This window comes from Actinophytocola sp. (genome assembly GCF_036002505.1).
Classification (GTDB): Bacteria; Actinomycetota; Actinomycetes; order Mycobacteriales; family Pseudonocardiaceae; genus DASYTH01.
Map to the genome: position 1 here is coordinate 1 of NZ_DASYTH010000201.1, position 14,569 is coordinate 14,569.

General features: G+C 71.5%; 17 protein-coding genes and 2 pseudogenes. 12 read left to right on the plus strand and 7 right to left on the minus strand.

Annotation, left to right across the window (positions count from 1 at the left end):
• From VGR06_RS17230 to VGR06_RS17255, 6 genes are all read left to right on the plus strand, one after another.
• On the plus strand, positions 1 to 400 hold a 400-nt coding region (locus VGR06_RS17230), incomplete at its 5' end, for a hypothetical protein (protein ID WP_327560097.1).
• A 269-nt stretch (positions 401 to 669) separates the two neighbouring features.
• The gene (locus VGR06_RS17235; RefSeq protein ID WP_327560098.1) at positions 670 to 864 is read left to right on the plus strand and encodes a hypothetical protein; all 195 of its coding nucleotides are present in this window, start codon (positions 670 to 672) and stop codon (positions 862 to 864) included.
• A 46-nt stretch (positions 865 to 910) separates the two neighbouring features.
• The gene (locus VGR06_RS17240; RefSeq protein WP_327560099.1) at positions 911 to 1,639 is read left to right on the plus strand and encodes a DJ-1/PfpI family protein; all 729 of its coding nucleotides are present in this window, start codon (positions 911 to 913) and stop codon (positions 1,637 to 1,639) included.
• 90 nt (positions 1,640 to 1,729) lie between these two features.
• Positions 1,730 to 2,203 carry a VOC family protein gene (locus tag VGR06_RS17245; RefSeq protein WP_327560100.1) on the plus strand — a complete coding sequence of 158 codons (474 nt, stop codon included), beginning with the start codon at positions 1,730 to 1,732 and terminating at the stop codon, positions 2,201 to 2,203.
• Positions 2,204 to 2,464: 261 nt separating this feature from the next.
• Positions 2,465 to 2,710, plus strand: coding sequence for a hypothetical protein (locus tag VGR06_RS17250; RefSeq protein ID WP_327560101.1), 246 nt, complete (start codon positions 2,465 to 2,467; stop codon positions 2,708 to 2,710).
• Positions 2,710 to 3,009: a metal-sensitive transcriptional regulator gene (locus VGR06_RS17255; RefSeq protein ID WP_327560102.1), complete on the plus strand. Its 300-nt coding sequence runs from the start codon at positions 2,710 to 2,712 to the stop codon at positions 3,007 to 3,009. Before VGR06_RS17250 ends, VGR06_RS17255 begins: the two co-directional genes overlap by 1 nt.
• Before the next feature lie 60 nt (positions 3,010 to 3,069).
• Here VGR06_RS17255 and VGR06_RS17260 read toward each other — a convergent pair whose 3' ends face one another.
• The 3 genes from VGR06_RS17260 to VGR06_RS17270 all read right to left on the minus strand — a co-directional run bounded on the left by VGR06_RS17260 (position 3,070) and on the right by VGR06_RS17270 (position 6,142).
• Entirely contained in the window at positions 3,070 to 5,334 is a 2,265-nt protein-coding gene (locus VGR06_RS17260; protein ID WP_327560103.1) for a heavy metal translocating P-type ATPase, read from the minus strand.
• A gap of 55 nt (positions 5,335 to 5,389) precedes the next feature.
• Positions 5,390 to 5,596 carry a heavy-metal-associated domain-containing protein gene (locus tag VGR06_RS17265; protein WP_327560104.1) on the minus strand — a complete coding sequence of 69 codons (207 nt, stop codon included), beginning with the start codon at positions 5,594 to 5,596 and terminating at the stop codon, positions 5,390 to 5,392.
• Positions 5,597 to 5,743: 147 nt separating this feature from the next.
• On the minus strand, positions 5,744 to 6,142 hold the full coding sequence (locus VGR06_RS17270) for a metalloregulator ArsR/SmtB family transcription factor (protein WP_327560105.1): 399 nt from the start codon (positions 6,140 to 6,142) through the stop codon (positions 5,744 to 5,746).
• Positions 6,143 to 6,218: 76 nt separating this feature from the next.
• On the opposite strand from VGR06_RS17270, the gene VGR06_RS17275 reads away from it, so the two are divergent.
• On the plus strand, positions 6,219 to 6,614 hold the full coding sequence (locus tag VGR06_RS17275) for a four-helix bundle copper-binding protein (protein ID WP_327560106.1): 396 nt from the start codon (positions 6,219 to 6,221) through the stop codon (positions 6,612 to 6,614).
• 307 nt (positions 6,615 to 6,921) lie between these two features.
• Positions 6,922 to 9,384, plus strand: a complete 2,463-nt coding sequence (locus tag VGR06_RS17280) for a heavy metal translocating P-type ATPase (protein ID WP_327560107.1) — start codon at positions 6,922 to 6,924, stop codon at positions 9,382 to 9,384.
• Positions 9,385 to 9,597: 213 nt separating this feature from the next.
• Here the strand turns inward: VGR06_RS17280 and VGR06_RS17285 are convergent, their stop codons facing one another.
• On the minus strand, positions 9,598 to 10,248 hold the full coding sequence (locus VGR06_RS17285; RefSeq protein ID WP_327560112.1) for a DUF305 domain-containing protein: 651 nt from the start codon (positions 10,246 to 10,248) through the stop codon (positions 9,598 to 9,600).
• Between the two features lie 94 nt (positions 10,249 to 10,342).
• Here VGR06_RS17285 and VGR06_RS17290 point away from each other — a divergent pair, with 94 nt between their 5' ends.
• On the plus strand, positions 10,343 to 10,744 hold the full coding sequence (locus tag VGR06_RS17290; RefSeq protein WP_327560108.1) for a hypothetical protein: 402 nt from the start codon (positions 10,343 to 10,345) through the stop codon (positions 10,742 to 10,744).
• Here the strand turns inward: VGR06_RS17290 and VGR06_RS17295 are convergent.
• Positions 10,685 to 10,942 (minus strand): annotated as a pseudogene (locus VGR06_RS17295) (hypothetical protein); the annotation flags it as partial. The gene VGR06_RS17290 and the pseudogene VGR06_RS17295 sit on opposite strands and share 60 nt — an antisense overlap.
• Positions 10,899 to 11,387 carry a hypothetical protein gene (locus VGR06_RS17300; protein ID WP_327560113.1) on the minus strand — a complete coding sequence of 163 codons (489 nt, stop codon included), beginning with the start codon at positions 11,385 to 11,387 and terminating at the stop codon, positions 10,899 to 10,901. The pseudogene VGR06_RS17295 and the gene VGR06_RS17300, both read right to left, overlap by 44 nt.
• Between VGR06_RS17300 and VGR06_RS17305 the strand changes: the two genes are divergently transcribed.
• Positions 11,283 to 11,612, plus strand: coding sequence for a recombinase family protein (locus VGR06_RS17305; RefSeq protein WP_327560109.1), 330 nt, complete (start codon positions 11,283 to 11,285; stop codon positions 11,610 to 11,612). The two genes, VGR06_RS17300 and VGR06_RS17305, sit on opposite strands and share 105 nt — an antisense overlap.
• Positions 11,613 to 12,068: 456 nt before the next feature.
• On the opposite strand, the gene VGR06_RS17310 is transcribed toward VGR06_RS17305, so the two are convergent.
• Positions 12,069 to 13,136: a DNA polymerase IV gene (locus VGR06_RS17310; RefSeq protein ID WP_327560110.1), complete on the minus strand. Its 1,068-nt coding sequence runs from the start codon at positions 13,134 to 13,136 to the stop codon at positions 12,069 to 12,071.
• Positions 13,137 to 13,229: 93 nt separating this feature from the next.
• Between VGR06_RS17310 and VGR06_RS17315 the strand changes: the two genes are divergently transcribed.
• Both VGR06_RS17315 and VGR06_RS17320 read left to right on the plus strand, forming a co-directional pair.
• Positions 13,230 to 13,664 (plus strand): hypothetical protein, encoded by a 435-nt coding sequence (locus VGR06_RS17315; protein WP_327560111.1) that lies wholly within the window; start codon positions 13,230 to 13,232, stop codon positions 13,662 to 13,664.
• A 668-nt stretch (positions 13,665 to 14,332) separates the two neighbouring features.
• Positions 14,333 to 14,569, plus strand: a pseudogene (locus tag VGR06_RS17320) (transposase); the annotation flags it as partial.

Here is a 14,569-nt window from a genome sequence, read left to right on the forward strand (position 1 = left end):
CGAGCCGGCGCGAGTGCGGGAGATCCTGCAGGGCGTGCTGGGCGAGTACCACGGCGTACCCGCCCTCGCCGAGCAGGCCGCCGTGCTGGCCACCTTCGACGGTCCGGCTCGGGCGGCCCGCTGCGGCCTGGCGATCGTCGAGCGCGCGGCGGCCGCCGGGCTCCGTCTCTCGGTGGGGCTGCACACGGCCGAGGTGGCGCGCCACGGTGCCACCGTTTCCGGTGCCGGCGTGGCGGTCGTGCAGTCGGTGGCGGATCGCGCTCCGCGCGGAGAGGTATGGGCCACGTCGACGCTGCGCGACCTCACCGCGGGAGCCGGTCTGGCGTTCGAGACGCAGGCCACGATCGACGTGCCGTCGCTCGGTCGGCGGGTCGAGCTGGTCGCCGCGGTGCCCGAGTAGTCAGGGCGGCGATCACGCAGGCCGCGGGCGCCCGGCGCGGTACCACGCCGGTTGGGTGGCTTCCGGCAGGCCGGTGGGGTCAGTCGGGAAGGACGCGGCCAGTCCCGGTGAGCCGCCCAGCGTCATGTTGCACCATTGCCTCCCTCAGGTATGCGGGATGCCCGCCCGGCCGGGTGTGCCAGCGGACGAGGGTGCGGGAAAGGCGCAGGGGCTTGCAGCCGTGGGCCGGCCCCGGGCGCCAGCGCCGGCGCCCACCTACGGGGCACGCAGTGGGACGTCGGCAGGACGCCGACCGGCATCGGCGACGCCGTCGCCTGGCCGAGCTCTACCGGCGAATCGGCCCGCGCTGCGGCGGCGCCCTGTCGGTGATGGACGAGAACCGGAGTCCCGCCGAGCACGCCTGGGTCCACCATGACCTGACCGCGCTGCCGCACGCAGCCGCCGACGCAGGAGGACCAGCATGAACCATCGCCAGCAGACACGAGTCCGTCGGTCATCGGCGGTGACACCATGACCGACAAGATCGTCGCCTTTGTGTTGTATCCGGGTCTGACGCCACTGGACCTCATCGGGCCGCTACAGGTGATGAGCGGCCTGGAAGCGGTCGAACAGGTCTACGGCATCCAGCCCAGACACCACGTCGTGGTCGTCGCCGAACACCTCGACGCGGTTCCCACCGACACCCCCGCGCGGGTGGCCGCCACCTCCACCCTCGACGAATTCCCCGAGCCCGACATCGTCATGGTCCCCGGCGGGGGCGCTCCCACCCTGCGGCAGCTGGTGAACCCGGTCCTGCTGGACTTCCTGCGCCAGGCCGACCGCAGCGCCGAGCTGGTCACCTCGGTTTGCACCGGCTCGCTGCTGCTCGCCGGCGCCGGCCCACTGCAAGGACACCGCGCCACCACCCACTGGGCGTACCACCGCTTCCTCAATCGCCTCGGTGCGACGTACGTGCCGGAGCGATGGGTGGAGGACGGCCGGTATCTCACCGGCGCCGGCGTCTCGGCCGGTATTGACACCGCGCTGCACCTCGCCGCCAGGCTGGCCGGCGACGAGATCGCCCGCCTTGTGCAACTGGCCATTGAGTACGACCCGCACCCTCCGCATGGCGGCATCGACTGGACCAAGGTGGACCGGGAGAGCTTTGCCGGCCGCGTCGAAGGCTTCGCCCACCAGGCCCTCGACGAGCACCCCGAGATGCTGGCCCGCGTCCTGGGCACCGCAGACAAGGCCGGCTGAGCTCGGCGCGAACGATCGTCGGGCCCCGCCGGCAGTCGGCCGCATCTGGCGACGACCCGAACCTGATACCGGGCCCGAGAGGAGACCTGCGTGGAGATCGTGGCATTGGGCTGGCTGGGGACCAGAACCCGCAACGCCCAGGAACTGGCCGACTTCTACCAGCGGGTTCTGGGATTACCGCTGGTCCTGCACGAACCGGGCTTCTGGGTGTTCAAGCTGCCCACCGGATACAACGTGGAGGTGTTCGACACGGCGAACCCCGGCAAGGACCACTTCGACACCGGCCCGGTCGGCGGGTTCGCCGTCCGGGACCTGCCCGCCGCGGTGGCAGAGCTGCGAGCGGCGGGTGTGGAACTGCTCGGTGAGGCCGGACCGACCTGGCAGCATTTCCGCGGCCCCGACGGCAACGTGTACGAACTCGTCGCGGCCGTCCCGTCAACGGAAGCGGTCCTTCCGGCGGTCTCTAAAGCCAGCCCGCTGGTAGGGCGACGCCGGGGCCGCCTGGAGCAGATTGTCACGGACTGCTCGACAACGCCGCCCGGCATGGCGCACCGCCGGTCATGAGCCCCGGGCCACCATCAGCGGCCAGGGCCGTACGCGGCGCCCCTGGCGCGGCCTCGGACACTGGGGCAGGCCGCTCACCGTGATGCCACACAATCGCCGACAAGGGGGCCGTCTCATGCCGACGCATCCCGCACCGTCGCCCAGCACAGCACCGCCGGTCACGACGCAGCGGCGGGACCTGATCGTCGCGCTCGCCGGGCTGTGGCCGGTGGCTGGGCTGTACTTGGACGGTTGGGCGCGTACCCATGTGCCTGGGCTTGTTTGACCACCGGGTCGCCGCAGACGTTCGCCGACCGGCTGGCGGTGCTGAACTACATCGCCGGCAGAAACGCGCAAGAGGTCGCCGGGGTCGCGGTGCTGCGCGATCGGTACGCCGCCGATCTCCAACGCCTAGAACTGCTGGTCGCCCAGCAGCGCAAGCAGGACGCCGAGCTGGCGGCGAAGAAGGGCGGCCGTCTCGATGGCGCCTGCGCGACCACGGTACCCGGTAGGGGTACTGTGGGCTGATGGGTGAGGGGACGCCGGTCGGGCCGCACGGGTATTCGGCGGACAAGCAGGCGCTGCTGTCCCGGTTGCGCCGGGTGGAGGGACAGATCCGGGGACTGCAGCGGATGGTCGACGAGGACACGTACTGCATCGACGTGCTGACCCAGATCTCGGCGGCGACGAAGGCATTGCAGGCGGTCGCCGTCGGGCTGCTGGAGGACCACCTGCGGCACTGCGTGGTACGCGCGGCGGCGGAGGGTGACGCGGACCCGAAGATCAAGGAGGCGAGCGCGGCGATCGCCCGGCTGGTCCGGTCCTGATCTGTCACCGTCGGCACCGGCGCGGTCCCGCCGCCGCTCGGCGCGGACGGCGGGACGCGGCTAGGGCTGGGCGGTGGTGAACCGGCGCAGCCGCAGGCTGTTGGCGACCACGAACACCGACGAGAACGCCATCGCGGCCCCGGCGATCATAGGGTTGAGCAGGCCCGCGGCGGCCAGCGGCAGCGCGGCCACGTTGTAGGCGAACGCCCAGAACAGGTTGCTCTTGATGATCCGCAGGGTGCGCCGGGACAGCCGGATGGCGTCGACGGCGGCCGTCAGGTCGCCGCGGACCAGGGTGAGGTCGGACGCCTCGATGGCGACGTCGGTGCCGGTGCCCATGGCCAGGCCCAGGTCGGCCTCGGCCAGGGCGGCGGCGTCGTTAACACCGTCGCCCACCATCGCCACGACCTTCCCGTCGTGCTGCAGGCGTTTGACCACGTCGACCTTGTCGGCGGGCAGCACCTCGGCGATGACCTGGTCGATGCCGACCTGGTCGGCGACGGCCCGGGCCACGGTGGCGTTGTCGCCGGTGAGCAGCACCGGGGTCAGCCCGAGGCGGCGCAGCGCGGCGACGGCGGCGCGGCTGGTGGGCTTGACCACGTCGGCGATCGCGAGGACCCCGCGGGCGGCGCCGTCCCAGCCGGCGACGATGGCGGTCTGTCCCGCGGCCTGGGCATCGGTGACCGTCTGCCGCACGTCGGCGGGCACGCTCAGGCCGGCCTGCCGCAGCAGGGCGAGCCGGCCCACGTGGATATCGTGTCCGTCGACGGTGCCGCGCACGCCGAGCCCCTCGCTGCTGGCGAAGCCGGACACCGCAGGCAGGGCGCCGACGGTGTCGGTGGCCGCCCGGGCGATCGCCTGGGCGATCGGATGCTCGGAGGCGGCCTCGACCGCGCCGGCCAGGCGCAGCAGCTGGTCGGCGTCCTGCCCGTCGGCAGGGGTGCTGGCCACGAGCGTCATCCGGCCGGTGGTGACCGTGCCGGTCTTGTCCAGCACCACCGTGTCGACGGTGCGTGTCGACTCCAGCACTTCCGGGCCCTTGATCAGGATGCCCAGCTGGGCGCCGCGGCCGGTGCCGACCAGCAGGGCGGTCGGGGTGGCCAGGCCCAGCGCGCACGGGCAGGCGATGATCAGGACGGCGACCGCGGCGGTGAACGCGGCGGTCCACCCGACCCCGGCGCCGACCCACCAGCCCAGCGTGGCCCCGGCGAGGGCGATCACGATCGGCACGAACACCGCGGAGATGCGATCGGCGAGGCGCTGCACCGGGGCTTTGCCGCTCTGCGCCTGCTCGACCAGCCGGGCCATCTGCGCCAGCTGGGTGTCGGCGCCGACCCGGGTGGCCCGGACGATCAGCCGGCCGCCGGCGTTGACGGTGGCGCCGACCACGGCGTCACCGGGCCGGACCTCGACCGGCACGGATTCGCCGGTGAGCATGCTGGCGTCCACCGCGGAGCTGCCGTCCTCGACCTGCCCGTCGGTGGCGATCTTCTCGCCGGGCCGGACCAGGAACCGGTCGCCCACCGCCAGCTGCCCGATCGGGATGCGCCGCTCAGTGCCGTCGCGCAGCATGGTCACGTCCTTGGCGCCGAGCTCCAGCAGGGCGCTCAGGGCGGCGCCGGCGCGGCGCTTGGCGCGGGCCTCGAAGTAGCGGCCGGCGAGGATGAACGTGGTTACCCCGGCAGCGGCCTCCAGGTAGATGGCGTCGGCGCCGCCGCCGCGGCCGATGGCCAGCGTGAACGGGTGCGTCATGCCGGGCACGCCGGCGGTGCCTAAGAACAGCGCCCACACCGACCAGCCGAACGCGGCGAGGGTGCCCATCGAGATCAGCGTGTCCATCGTCGCGGCCCCGTGCCGCAGGTTCGTCCACGCCGCCCGGTGGAACGGCAGCCCACCGTAAACGACGACCGGTGCGGCCAGGGTCAGGGACAGCCACTGCCAGTTCGTGAACTGCCAGGCCGGCACCATCGCCAGAACCACCACCGGGAGGCTGAGGACGGCGGACACCCACAGCCGGGTCCGGACGCTGCGCAGCGCATCGGCCGACTGCGCCTGGTCCGCCGGGCCGTCGGCCGCCGGAGGGGGTGGGGGAAGCCCGGCGGTGTAGCCGGTCTGCTGCACGGTGGCGATCAGATCGTCGGTGGTCACGCCGTCGGCGTAGCGGACCGACGCCTTCTCGGTGGCGTAGTTGACCGTGGCGGTGACCCCGGGCATCCGGTTGAGCTTCTTCTCGATCCGGGAGGCGCAGGAGGCGCAGGTCATGCCGCCGATCGCCAGTTCGATCTGGTTCGTGGCGGTGGGCAACGGCCCCGTCACCGATGTCATGGCTGCTCTCCCATACCCGTGGTGTGCCCGTCGTCGCCGTGTCCCGGCGGCGGGCTCAGCTCGCCAGCGCGTAGCCGGCCTCGTCGACCGCCGCGGCCACCGCCGCGTCGTCGACCGGCTGCTCGCTGGTGACGGTGACGGCGCCGCTGGCCAGGTCGACCTCAACGTCGGTGACACCGGGGATCTGCCTGATCTCCGAACCGACCGCGGTGACGCAGTGCGAACACGTCATCCCGGTCACGGTGTAGGTCTTGATCGCCATCACGGTCTCCTTCGTCCACGGACTCGAAACGCCCGGCGGCCGGCGGGACAGCCTCCGTAACATCCATCCTACCCATACCCCCCATGGGTACCAAGCGGCGGCCGTGCCGCGTCAATCCGGGAACGGACGCCGGCTTCCCGGCGGCTGTCAGAAGTCGTCGTCGGGCGGGGTGCGGGACAGCTCGACCAGCCGGCGCAGGCAGTGCTCCCGCAACGGCTGCGGGAAGTCGGCGGTGAGCCGATAGAACACCACCCGCCCCGCCCGGCAACCGACCACCAGACCGGCGGTCCGCAGGATCCGCAGCCCGTAGCCGACGGCGTCCTCGGACGCCCCCAACGCCAGCGCAAGATCGCCCACGCAGAGCTCCTCCACGGTGTCCAAGGCATAAAGGATCCGGGCCCGCACCGGGTCGGCCAGCAGGCTCAGCAGCGACGTGAGCCGCTGCGCCTCGTCGGACGAGATGAGCCGGGCCCGCGCCGCGGCGACCCGCGCCGGGTCCACCGGATGGTCGTGGGCGCCGCCTCGAGCCACCGCGTCGGTCGACATCGTGCACCTCCACCCGCACGTTACCCGTACGCCCGTGCAGGTATGGCGACGTCAGGCCGTACCGAAAGGGATACTCATGACACATGCCACCGCGATGCTCGACACGTATCCGGCCGACCTGGGCAACGTCGACAAGCAGGCCCTCGCCGATTGCATCGACGCCTGCTTCGACTGCGCCCAGACCTGCACCGCCTGCCTGAGCGAGTCCATGGTCGCCGAGCTCACCAAATGCATCCGTACCAACCTGGACTGCGCCGACATCTGCGACACCACCGGCCGCCTGCTGTCGCGGCACACCGGCTACGACGCCAACCTCACCGCCGCCACGCTGCAGGCGTGCCTGGCCGCGTGCCACGCCTGCGGTGACGAATGCGAGCGGCACGCCGGCATGCACGAGCATTGCCGGGTCTGCGCCGAAGCCTGCCGCCGCTGCGAACAAGCCTGCCAGCGGCTGGCGGCCGCGCTCGGCTGACCCGCATCCCTCCACGCGCCGGCGCACGGATCATGGCGCGCGAGGCCGCCCGATGGGCGGCGGACCATGACCGTTGGCCCCGCTAGGTGGACCATGGCGGTCCGCCACCCACGGCCGTCGCGGCGCCCACGCCAATCTTCGGCCGGCGCCTCTATACCCCTACGGGGTATGGGTGTACGCTGTGAGCCGGGTGAGAGCCGGACCGTACCTCGCCGGGACCATGAACCATCCGCCTTTCGCCGTGAGGACGCCACACCAAGCGAAGCGGCACGTCGCGACCCGCGGCCGCGGCCGCCGGAGGAGCATCGTGAACAGCCAGACCACCGTGCTGGAAGTCGGAGGACTGCACTGGGCCACCTCGCAATCGGTGGTGGAGAAGGTGCTCTCGCATCGTCCCGGGGTCCTCGCCGTGCAAGCCAACGCGGTCGCCCAGACCGCCACCGTGCGCTACGACCCGGCCCGCACGTCGGTCGCCGAGCTGACCCGCTGGGTCCGCGACTGCGGCTATCACTGCGCCGGCCAGTCCGTACCCGACCACGTGTGCGACCCGATGACCGAGCCCGGCGACGCCCACCACATGCACCCCGACGGCGTGGTGGAGGACCACACCGGGCGGGACCACACCCGGCCCGACGCGGCACGGACGATGGAGCACGCCGCGCCCGAGCACGCCGGACAGGGGCACGAGGGGCACGCCGCCCAGGAGATGATGGGCCACGGCGGGCACCACGGCGCCGGTTCCATGGCCGACATGGTCCGCGACATGCGCAACCGGTTCCTGGTCGCGGCGGTGTTGTCGGTACCGATCCTGTTGTGGTCGCCGATCGGCCGCGAGGTGTTGGGGTTCAACACGCCGGCGCCGTTCGGGCTGCGCGACGACGTGTTCGCGCTGATCCTGTCACTGCCGGTGGTGTTCTACTCGTCCTGGATCTTCTTCGACGGCGCGTACCGGGCGCTGCGGGCCCGCACGTTGGACATGATGGTGCTGGTCGCCGTCGCCATCGCCGCCGGCTGGCTGTACAGCCTCGGGGTGACCCTGACCGGCGGCGGCGAGGTGTTCTACGAGGCCGCCTCCGTGCTGGCCGCGTTCGTGCTGCTCGGGCACTGGTTCGAGATGCGCGCCCGTGGGGGCGCCAACGACGCCATCCGGTCCTTGCTGGAGCTGGCCCCGCCGATGGCGGTGGTGCTGCGCGACGGACAGCCGGTGGAGGTGCCCACCGCCGAAGTACAGGTCGGTGACCTGCTGCTGGTCCGGCCGGGCGCCAAAGTCCCGGTGGACGGGGTGGTGGAGTCCGGCGACTCCGAGGTGGACGAGTCCATGGTGACCGGGGAAAGCCTGCCGGTGGCCAAGGCGCCCGGCGACCCGGTGATCGGCGCGTCGGTCAACACCACCGGAACCCTGCGGGTCCGGGCCACCAAGGTCGGCTCGGACACGGCGCTGGCGCAGATCGTGGCGCTGGTGCAGCAGGCGCAGAACTCCAAGGCCCCCGGGCAGCGGCTGGCCGACCGGGCGGCGTTCTGGCTGGTGGTGGTGGCGCTGCTCGGCGGGACCGGCACATTTGTCGTGTGGCTGCTGGCCGGAGCCGGCGTGCAGACGGCGCTGCTGTTCGCCATCACCGTGGTGGTGATCACCTGCCCGGACGCGCTGGGCCTGGCCACCCCGACCGCGATCATGGTCGGGACCGGACTCGGCGCCCAACGCGGGGTGTTGTTCAAGAACGCGACCGCGCTGGAGACGGCGGCGCGCATCGACACGGTGGTGATGGACAAGACCGGCACCCTGACCAAAGGCGAGCCGGAGGTCACCGACGTGATCGTCGACGGCCTGGACGAGTACGAGGTGCTGGCCCTGGCCGCGGCGGTGGAACGCGAGTCCGAGCACCCGCTCGCGGCCGCCGTCGTCCGCCACGCCGACCACCGCGGGGTGCCCGTGCTGGACGTCTCCGGCTTCCGGAACGTGCCGGGCCACGGCGCCGCCGCGCAGGTCGCCGGGCGGCGGGTGCTGGTCGGCAACCGCAAGCTGATGGCCGACGAGGGCGTCGACACCGGCGGGCTCATGGAGCGGCGTGACGAGCTGGCCGCGGCGGGCCGCACCGCCGTCCTGGTGGCCGTGGACGGCACCGCGGTCGGGGTGATCGCGATGGCCGACGCCGCCCGGGAGACGGCCGCCGCGGCGGTCACGGCACTGCACGAGGCCGGCGTCGAGGTGGTCATGTTGACCGGCGACAACGAGGCCACCGCGCGGCGGATCGCCGGACAGCTGAGCATAGACACCGTGATCGCCGAGGTGCTGCCCGGCGACAAGTCCGCCAAGGTCGCCGAACTGCAGGCGGCGGGCCGGCGGGTGGCCATGGTCGGTGACGGGGTCAACGACGCCCCGGCTCTGGCCCAGGCCGACCTGGGCATCGCGATCGGCGCCGGCACCGACGTGGCGATCGAGACTGCCGACGTGGTGCTCATGCGCTCCGATCCGCTGGACGTGCCGATCGCGTTGCGCATCGGCCGGGGGACGCTGCGCAAGATGCGGCAGAACCTGGGCTGGGCGATCGGCTACAACACCGTCGCGTTGCCCATCGCCGCCGGTGTGTTCGCTCCGGCCTTCGGGCTGGTGCTGCGGCCGGAGATCGCGGCCCTGTCGATGTCCGGGTCCAGCGTGATCGTCGCGGTCAACGCCCTGCTGCTCAGGCGGCTGGAGCTGCCCGAGCCACCTCCGTCTGCTGCGGCCGGCGCGGCCGCCGGGCAACAACCGGTCCCGGCCGGTCAACGGTGACCGGCCCCGACGCCGCACGCGACCGCCGGCAGCCGTTGGGGTGCGCCGCCGCTCGCCACCGGCCGTGACCGAGCGCCGTCTGCGCCGGGCATGCCGATGACTTGCCGGCACCGGTACGCGAGAACCGGCTTCGCTGGGCTTGTCGAGGTCAGCCGCCCACCACAGCCGCGGCCGGGCACCGGTCGGTGCCCAGCCGCCGGTTGTTCCCGTGCCCTATAGCCGGTTCAGGATGCCCTGCATGGTGGTGATCTCCGCCCGCTGATCCGTGATGATCTTGGCGGCGAGGGCCTTGGCCTCGGGGTTACTGCCCTGCGCGGTCTCCTGCTTGGCCATGGTGATCGCCCCGGAATGGTGGGCGATCATCATGGTCAGGAACTGCTGGTCGAGGTCGGCGCCGGTGGCGTCCATCAGCTTCTGCATGTCGGCGTGCGACATCGCCCCCGGCATGGGGCCGTGACTCATCCCGCCGGTGTCCATGCCGCCGCTCATGCTGGGCATGGCGGCGGGCTTGCCCCAGGCGCTCAACCAGCCGGTCATGGTGTCGATCTCGGGCTGCTGCGCAGCCTTGATCTTCTCGGCCAGGGACTTGACCTCGGGGTCGCCGGCGCGGGTGCCGGCCAGCTCGGCCATCTCGATGGCCTGCCGGTGATGCTCGATCATCATCTGGGCGAACGTCACGTCGGCGTCGTTGAACACCGCACCCGCCGACGCGCTCGCCGGGGCGCTCGAGGCCGGCATGCCGGAGCCGTGGTCCGTCCCCGAGCCGGACGACGAGGAGTCTCCGCCGCCGCAGGCGGACAGCAGCACCGTGACCGTGACCGCGGCGCCGGCCAGCAGGGCGCGGCGCAGCACAACAGAATGCACCAACACAAGAAAGCCTCTCGGTATCGGATCGTGCGCGAGTCAAACCGTCACCGCGGTCACCCGCTCCGGTGCCGCGACCGGGGACGGCTGCTATATGCGCAGCACCGATACCGCTTCCAGTGTCAACCCGACCCGCCGTCGTGGTGGCGCCCGCGGCGCGGCGCGCCATGGCACTCCCCCGGCCGCCGGGCCGTCGTGGCGCCGCCACCGGGCCAACACCAGCAGCGCGATGCACCACCGCGTCGATGTCGCCGCTGTGCCGACCGCGGTGGTGGCAGATGCCCGCGTACGCCTGCAGCACCGCGTCCAGCCGCGAGCCGGCGTCACCGGCCTGGTCCCGCAGCCCGGCCAGACGGTGGAGGTGGGCGGCGACGTGGCGGTCGTGCCAGGCCACCAGAATGGCCTCGACGTCCGGGAAGTACTTGTAGAGCGTGGCCCGCCCGATGCCGGTCCGCTCGGCGATCTGTGTCTCCCCTGCTCGTCGACCCGATGCTGACGGCGTGCCGCGCCGCCGCCCGGCTACGGTTCGGTCGATGCTGGGTGGTGCCTGGGTGCAGGAGGCACCCACGCGCCGAGACGACCCGACGGCATCGGCTGTCCAGCCGGCGACTCGCTGACCTCGGCGACCATCGCGGCCGCGGTCACGGTCGTCAGCTGACCGACCTGGAGACCGGGTAACCGCGTGGGTGGCCATGCCACTCGGCGTATCTGGTCTCACCGAGGATAGCTTCGCCGAGCGGCACCAGGGATCGCTCGCTCAGCTCGGTCCCGAAGTAGCGGGCATGCTCGTCGGTGACTACCTCGCGCGGATGCTGGTCGGCCAGCACGGTGCGGAAGAACTCGTCCATCCGGTACTGCTCGGGCCCGGCCACCTCGACGCGCCCGTTGAGCGGTGAGCGCACCGCGGTGCGGCCGACCACCTGCGCGACGTCGTCGCCCGCGACGGGCTGGAAGAGCACCGGCGCCATCCGGACCACGCTGCCCTCGGTGGCCGCGTCGGCGATGCTCTGGACGAACTCGAAGAACTGCGTCGCGTGTACGAGCGAGAACGGGATCGAGGAGTTCTCGGGCGGCAGGTCTGGAACAAACAGCGCAAGGTAGAAATCCTCATCGACGTCGACGACGTCGCGATGGGCCACGAGACGAAGATCCGCTGGAACCCCACCACTGAGTGGATCTACTCCGACGACACCGTCTACGAGCCGATCGTCGACGACGACACGTTCGCCCAGGTCCAGACCCTCGCGGCGGCAGTTGTCGCGCGGGTAGAGGCCGAATGGACCGCACACCTCGGCCAGCGGCACATGGCGCAGCTGCGCCAGCCACTCGCGATGCTGCGCGAGATCACCGACCCCTACGGCTGACACGCGTCCACTGGTTCTCTGGCCGGGCCTTCGACAGGTTACTCGGATAGTTTCGTTTTACGCGGCCATCGGATGGCGGCCGAGGAAGCTCGCCATGGCGTTCTGGGCCTGGGGGAACCAGGTGAGAATGAGCCGTCGAACCTCGGCGAACTAGGGACTACTGTGGCTACCGCCGACGTACACGACAGGCTGGCTTATCCGCCGTGCTTCCGCTGCCCCGAACCGCCAGTCCAACAGCGCCGGCAGGTCGGTCGCGAAGAAGGTGTCCGCATCGCGTTCGCTCTGGGCGACGCCGCCCGGGATGCGCCGTTCAATCGCACTGCGCCAGTCCGGGCCGCGCTCGATTCCGCGCGATCCCGCTCGCCGTTCCACCATCGCGCGACGAGCTCCATGAGTGAACGGTATCGAGCCTGCATGCTATGGCTTAGGACCTCGACACGGGCGGCCGATCAGCGGTCAGGGTGCGGGCTCGGCCGGGTCCGGCTCGGGCATCGTCATCTCGACGCGCAGCCCCAGCAGCCGGATCGGTCGCCCGGCCTGGCGTTTGGCGAGCAGGGCCAGGGTTTCCGCGAGGATGACCGCGGCGTCGGTGGTCGGCTCCGGCAGGGCGCGGCTGAACGTCTTGGTGAAGAACGGCGTGTACCGGACCTTGAGGGTGAGCCGGACGGCGGGGCGGCCCTCGCGCGCGACATCCGCCAGCACCTCGCCGACGAGCTGACGGATCGCCGCGTCGACCTGCTCCGGTGCGGTGAGATCCCGCTGGAAGGTGCGCTCCCGGCTGTGCCCGCGCGCCACCCAGGGCGTGTCGTCGACGGCGGCCGAGCCGTGCCCCCGACCGAGGCCGGCGTACCAGATACCCATCCGCGGGCCGAACTCCCCGACCAGCACGGCCAGGTCGGCGTCGGCCAACTCAGCCACCGTGCCGATGCCGTGCTTGGCCAGCCGCGCCGCGATCCGCGGCCCCACGCCCCACAACGCGATCGTAGGGCGGTGGCCCATCACCTCGAACCAGCTGGCCGCGGTCAGCCGGAACACCCCGCGGGGCTTGCCGAACCCCGTGGCGATCTTCGCCCGGATCTTGTTGTCGCCGATCCCCACCGAGCAGTGCAGCCGGGTGGCCGCGAGCACCTCGGCCTGCACCCGGCGGGCGAACGCCTCCGGGTCGCCGGTCCGCACCCCGACGAACGCCTCGTCCCAGCCCAGCACCTCCACGACGGCACCGTCCATGCCGCGCAGCACCCCCATCACCTGCGCCGAGGCCCCCTCGTACGCCGCGGCGTCCACCGGCAGGATCACCGCGGCCGGCGCCTTGCGCGCCGCCAGCCGCAGCGACATGCCGGAACCGACCCCGAACGCGCGCGCCTCGTAGGAGGCCGTCGCGACCACCGCTCGTTCCCTCGGGTCGCCGCGACCGCCGACGATCAGCGGCACGCCGGTCAGCTCCGGACGACGCAGCACCTCGACCGCCGCGATGAACTGGTCGAGGTCAACATGCAGCACCCACGGGCCGAGCACGTCGTCCACCTCACCAGTCTGACCCCTCGGCCCAGCTCAGCGGGCCCGACGCGATACTCCCGATGGCATGCTCGCGGGACCGGCGCGCCGTACCGTCGGTCCGTGGCGGTGGTCAAGTCCTGGCGCACGCGGGACGCGCGGTGGCTGGTCGACCGCGTCATCGATGAGCCCGGCATCAGATACCGCATCTGGTACGAGGGCACGCGAGTCGGTGAACTGCCCGACGACCCGGGTGCGCTGTGCGCCTGGCTGGCCGCCCGGCATGTCGACGTCGCCGAGCTCGCCCTGCCGGCCGATGAGGACCCGCTCTGCGAGCAGCCGCTGAGGATGGCGGTCGTCGCGTCGCGGTGCCAATCGTGGCGGGCCCTCCCATCGACGGTGTCCAGAAGGGCGCCTACCCCTGACCTGGTTGAGCTGACCGCACCGACCCACGATGTGACCGACACATCGACGCACGCTCGGCGGCAGATGCGCGCGCACCCGGTCAGCTCAGAGGTTCTGTTGTCGATCGCGCCACCCCTGATCGTCGCCCACTGAACTACCCCACGACGAGCGAGAACAGCGAGTACTCAGGGCCATTGCCTAGTCGATTGACGAGTGGCTGACCTGGGAGTATGTGTCTGGCACGCCGACGTGTCCCAGCAGCGGCGGCCACCGGCAGCCCGGCCTCGAACTCGCGTCAACCCGCCGCCGTAGCTTGGGAGGCTGAGATACCAGGGGCCGTGCGGGGAGGCGCGAAAGTCAGCAGGCCCGACTTGCAGCCCACACCAAGTCGGCCCGGCCGGACGCCGGGTATCATCCGGGCTGGCGGGCACCACTCAGCACGCCGTGCACCGCGACGACACGAACCGCTCCGAAAACAGACGAGCACCACGGGAGCACCCGAGGTCCACCATGGACGGACAGCGGCAGGCGCCCGATCTGGGTTTCCGTAGCTCAGGCGCCTGTTGTTGTTGCGCGCCCGAAGGGACTCGAACCCCCAACCTTCTGATCCGTAGTCAGATTGGCGCGTATCTATCTCTCCACAATTACACCCTCACAAATAGTGCCGTTTACAGCCCTCCGTCCGGAACGGAGGGTTTCTGTATTGGCTCGTCCGGGCGCTGCAACGTGATAGGTGCCCGGCATGTGGACGGCGTGAACCTGCCGTCGCCGTCGGCGTGCCGAAATCTCGCCTGCCGTGCTGGTTCGATACGAAACATCCGAGCCTGTTCGCCGCGTTCAATGTCGCCGACGGCACCGTCATCAGCGCCCTGCACCGACGGCACAGGGCGGCGGAGTTCAAAAAGTTCCTGGCCCGTATCGACGCCGCAGTCCCCGCCGACCTGGATGTCCACCTGATCTGCGACAACTACGGCACCCACAAGACTCCCACCATCACCGCCTGGCTGGACAAGCACCCACGCTTCCACATGCACTTCACCCCGACCAGTTCGTCGTGG

What these genes read in the sequence shown, in the direction of transcription:
- VGR06_RS17255 (WP_327560102.1), top strand. Translation starts at nt 2,710, where the DNA reads ATGGGTGAGGGGACGCCGGTCGGGCCGCACGGGTATTCGGCGGACAAG.
- VGR06_RS17240 (WP_327560099.1), top strand. Translation starts at nt 911, where the DNA reads ATGACCGACAAGATCGTCGCCTTTGTGTTGTATCCGGGTCTGACGCCA.
- VGR06_RS17270 (WP_327560105.1), bottom strand. Translation starts at nt 6,142, where the DNA reads ATGTCGACCGACGCGGTGGCTCGAGGCGGCGCCCACGACCATCCGGTG.
- VGR06_RS17290 (WP_327560108.1), top strand. Translation starts at nt 10,343, where the DNA reads ATGCGCAGCACCGATACCGCTTCCAGTGTCAACCCGACCCGCCGTCGT.
- VGR06_RS17265 (WP_327560104.1), bottom strand. Translation starts at nt 5,596, where the DNA reads ATGGCGATCAAGACCTACACCGTGACCGGGATGACGTGTTCGCACTGC.
- VGR06_RS17260 (WP_327560103.1), bottom strand. Translation starts at nt 5,334, where the DNA reads ATGACATCGGTGACGGGGCCGTTGCCCACCGCCACGAACCAGATCGAA.
- VGR06_RS17275 (WP_327560106.1), top strand. Translation starts at nt 6,219, where the DNA reads ATGACACATGCCACCGCGATGCTCGACACGTATCCGGCCGACCTGGGC.